The organism is Streptomyces sp. 15-116A (genome assembly GCF_025290915.1).
Lineage (GTDB): Bacteria > Actinomycetota > Actinomycetes > Streptomycetales > Streptomycetaceae > Streptomyces.
On record NZ_JAOCQE010000423.1, the window covers coordinates 1 to 3799 of the forward strand.

Here is a 3799-nt window from a genome sequence, read left to right on the forward strand (position 1 = left end):
CGCCGCGGTGCCCGTCCTGCCCGGGGAGCCCGATGCCGTCGCCGAGCCGCTCGACGTGCCCCGCAGGCTCACCGTGCTCACCCCCTGCGGGGGCAGGACCGGGGCTCCCGAGAGGCGGTGCAGGGCGTGGAGGAGGCGGTCCAGGCGGGCGGCGTAGGCGTGTTCCAGGGCCAGGGTGCCGGAGACCCAGGCCAGCTCCGGGCGCATGGACTCGGACCAGTCGGGGTCCAGCAGGGGCTGGAAGGTGTGCAGGGTGCCGCTGATGCGGCGGGCCGAGCGGCGCAGGGCCCGGGCCGCCTCGACGGAACTCTCCGAGCCGGCCGCGCCCGCGCCGGTCTCCCGGTGCAGGCGCAGCGCGCGGAGGAACTCGGTGGCCTGGGCCCGCAGATAGCCCACGAGGGCGTCCGCGGGGACCGGCCCGTCCGAGTGGTCCGTCGGGTCAAGGTGTTGCTGTGCCACGCCGGCGCCTCCGGGCGTCTATGAGCATCTCCTGGATGTTGCGCAAGGGCTGGCCGTCCGCGTCCGTCGCCTGCCGGGTCCACTCGCCGTCCGGGCCGAGGTGCCAGGACGCGGTGGTGTCGGACATGCCCGTCTCCAGCAGGCGGTTCAGCGCCGCACGGTGAGCCGGGTCGGTGACGCGGACCAGCGCCTCTATGCGCCGGTCGAGATTGCGGTGCATCATGTCGGCGCTGCCCAGCCACACCTCGGGCTCGCCCCCGTTGCCGAAGGCGAACACGCGCGAGTGTTCGAGGAAGCGGCCGAGGACGGAGCGGACCCGGATGTTCTCCGACAGTCCCTCCACGCCCGGCCGGATCGCGCAGATCCCGCGCACCCACACGTCGACCGGCACGCCCGCCTGCGACGCCCGGTAGCAGGCGTCGATGATCGCCTCGTCGACCATCGAGTTGACCTTGATGCGGACGTACGCGGGACGCCCGGCGCGATGGTGCTGGGCCTCCTTCTCGATCCGCGAGATCAGCCCGTCCCGCAGGGACTTGGGCGCGACCAGCAGCCGCCGGTAGGTCTCCCGGCGGGAGTAGCCGGAGAGGCGGTTGAACAGGTCGGACAGGTCCGCGCCGACCTGCGGGTCGGCGGTGAGCAGCCCCAGGTCCTCGTAGAGGCGGGCGGTCTTGGGGTGGTAGTTGCCGGTGCCGACGTGGCTGTAGCGCCGGAGCGTCTCGCCCTCCTGACGGACCACCAGCGACAGCTTGCAGTGGGTCTTCAGACCGACGAGGCCGTAGACGACATGGCAGCCGGCCTCCTCCAGCTTCTTCGCCCACTTGATGTTGGCGTGCTCGTCGAAGCGGGCCTTGATCTCGACCAGGACGAGGACCTGCTTGCCGGCCTCGGCGGCGTCTATGAGCGCGTTGACGATCGGGGAGTCGCCCGAGGTGCGGTACAGGGTCTGCTTGATCGCGAGGACGTCCGGGTCCTCGGCGGCCTGCTCGATGAAGGCCTGCACGGACGTGGAGAACGAGTCGTACGGGTGGTGCAGCAGCACATCGCGCTGGCGCAGGGCCGCGAAGATGTCGGGCGGCGAGGCGGACTCCACCTCCGCCAGGTCGCGGTGGGTGCCGGCGACGAACTTCGGGTACTTCAGCTCGGGCCGGTCCAGGCTGTGGATGCGGAACAGGCCGGTGAGGTCGAGGGGGCCCGGCAGCGGGTACACCTCGGCCTCGCTGATCTTCAGCTCGCGCACGAGCAGGTCCAGCACCTCGCGGTCGATGGACTCCTCGACCTCCAGGCGGACGGGCGGGCCGAAGCGGCGCCGCATGAGCTCCTTCTCCAGCGCCTGGAGCAGGTTCTCGGCGTCGTCCTCCTCGACTTCGAGGTCCTCGTTGCGGGTGAGCCGGAAGGCGTGGTGCTCCAGCACCTCCATGCCCGGGAACAGCTCCTCCAGGTGCGCGGCGATGACGTCCTCGATGGGGACGTAACGGCCCGGGGAGCTCTCCAGGAAGCGGGACAGCAGCGGCGGCACCTTCACGCGGGCGAAGTGCTTGTGACCGGTGACGGGGTTGCGTACGACCACGGCCAGGTTCAGCGACAGGCCCGAGATGTACGGGAAGGGGTGCGCCGGGTCGACCGCGAGGGGGGTGAGGACCGGGAAGATCTGGTGCCGGAAGAGGGTGAACAGGCGGGCCTGCTCCTTCTCCGTCAGCTCGCTCCAGCGGACCAGGTGGATGCCCTCCTCCGCGAGGGCGGGGGCGATGTCCTCGTGGTAGCAGGCGGCATGCCGGGCCATGAGCTCGCGCGAGCGGGCCCAGATCATCTCCAGCACCTCGCGCGGCTGGAGGCCGGAGGCGGAGCGGGTGGCGACGCCGGTGGCGATACGGCGCTTCAGACCGGCCACGCGGACCATGAAGAACTCGTCCAGGTTGCTGGCGAAGATCGCGAGGAAGTTGGCGCGCTCCAGCAGGGGCGTGGCGGGGTCCTCGGCGAGCTCCAGGACGCGTTCGTTGAACGCCAGCCAGCTGCGCTCCCGGTCCAGGAAGCGGCCCTGGGGAAGCGGAGCGCCGTCGTTCGGCGACTCCTCGTAACCGTCGAGGTCCGCGTCGATGTCGGGCTCGAGGTCGGAGACCACGGCGGCGACGGTGTGCGGGCGGTGCGCGGCTATGGAGCCCACGGAGGGCTGCGCGTGCTGTACCTGTGCCTGGGCATTCGGCTGGCTCATGTACCCATTCTTCCGCGCCAACGGCGTCACGGGCGCGTCGGAAAGCGCGGGTGGGAGCGATGGTGCCACTGAGGCGTCCCCGTTCCCCCCGGTGCCCCTCCGGGGCGGCGAAGGCTCTGGCGCGGCGGGATTCATTGGGCGAGCGTCGCAAGCCAGTCTGAATCGATGGTTACGGAGACATGACGTGCGGGCTAGCGGGGGGCGGCTCGCGGGGTTCCGCACGGGCGGGTCCCGACGTCCGCGAGAGCGTGCACCGCGGGGCGTACGGGATACGGCTTCAGGCGGTACGGCGCCGGACCAGCGCGAACGCGGCGGTGACCGCGAGGACGGCGACGGCGAGGACGATGCCGGTCTCCATGAGGTGCAGCGGCCAGAAGTGGGAGCCGGGGTGGAACGTGGCGGTGACGGTGGGGGATCCGTCGGTCGCTGTGGTGGTGTCCCAGGAGAGCTGGAAGGCCGAGCGGGGCAGCTCGAACCGCTCGGGTGCGCTGCGGGTGACCGCCGGCCACAGCAGCTCGCGGGTGTGGTCCAGCAGGGTGGAGAGCAGCAGAATCGCCGCGAGGGCGGTACCGGCGGCGGGCAGGGTCCGGCCCAGGTACAGCCCGGCGAGCGCCCCGAGGGCGAGACCCGCCAGGGGGTACGCCAGGGCCGCCGGGCCGGTGCTGATGAAGACGTCGGCGTTGTACCAGTCGCCGACGAGATCCGGATCGCCGTCGCCGCGTGCCCAGCGGTTCAGCAGGACGAGTCCGGCCGCGCCGGTGGTGAGCAGGGCCGCGGGGACGGCGAGCTGCACGGCCAGCCAGCGGACCGGGCCGGTGCTCTGGGTCCAGGCGAGCCGGATGGTGCCGCTCTCCAGCTCCCGCCCGGTCAGCGCGGCGCCCGCCCAGGCGGCCACGGGCAGGCACAGCCAGGCCAGGGCGGTGCTGATCAGGGCGATGCCGGTCGCGTAGGTCTCGTCGGCGGTGATCGTCTCCAGCGCCGTACAGGAGGGGAGACGGCCGGTGGCCGGTTCGGCGCAGGCGCCCGCACCGCGGCGGGCCTCGTCACCGAGCGCGTGCATCCACAGGTATCCGGCGACGGCGGCCGCCAGGCCCGCGGCCCAGATCGCCAGCGCGGCCCGGTGCAGCC

Annotated in this window: 3 protein-coding genes; all 3 read right to left on the reverse strand. The window is 72.3% G+C overall.

Translation table 11 applies throughout. The features are described 5' to 3' along the window. The coding region (locus N4P33_RS33675; RefSeq protein ID WP_260830727.1) for a CHAD domain-containing protein at window positions 1-459 on the reverse strand (459 nt) is incomplete at its 3' end. Next, window positions 440-2671, reverse strand: a complete 2232-nt coding sequence (locus tag N4P33_RS33680; protein ID WP_399030614.1) for an RNA degradosome polyphosphate kinase — start codon at window positions 2669-2671, stop codon at window positions 440-442. The genes N4P33_RS33675 and N4P33_RS33680, both read right to left, overlap by 20 nt. 277 nt (window positions 2672-2948) lie before the next feature. Further along, window positions 2949-3799 (reverse strand): hypothetical protein (locus tag N4P33_RS33685; protein ID WP_313904629.1); only part of this gene is annotated, 851 nt, incomplete at its 5' end.

Coding starts and splice junctions, on each gene's coding strand:
- N4P33_RS33680 (WP_399030614.1), bottom strand. CDS start 2,671: ATGAGCCAGCCGAATGCCCAGGCACAGGTACAGCACGCGCAGCCCTCC.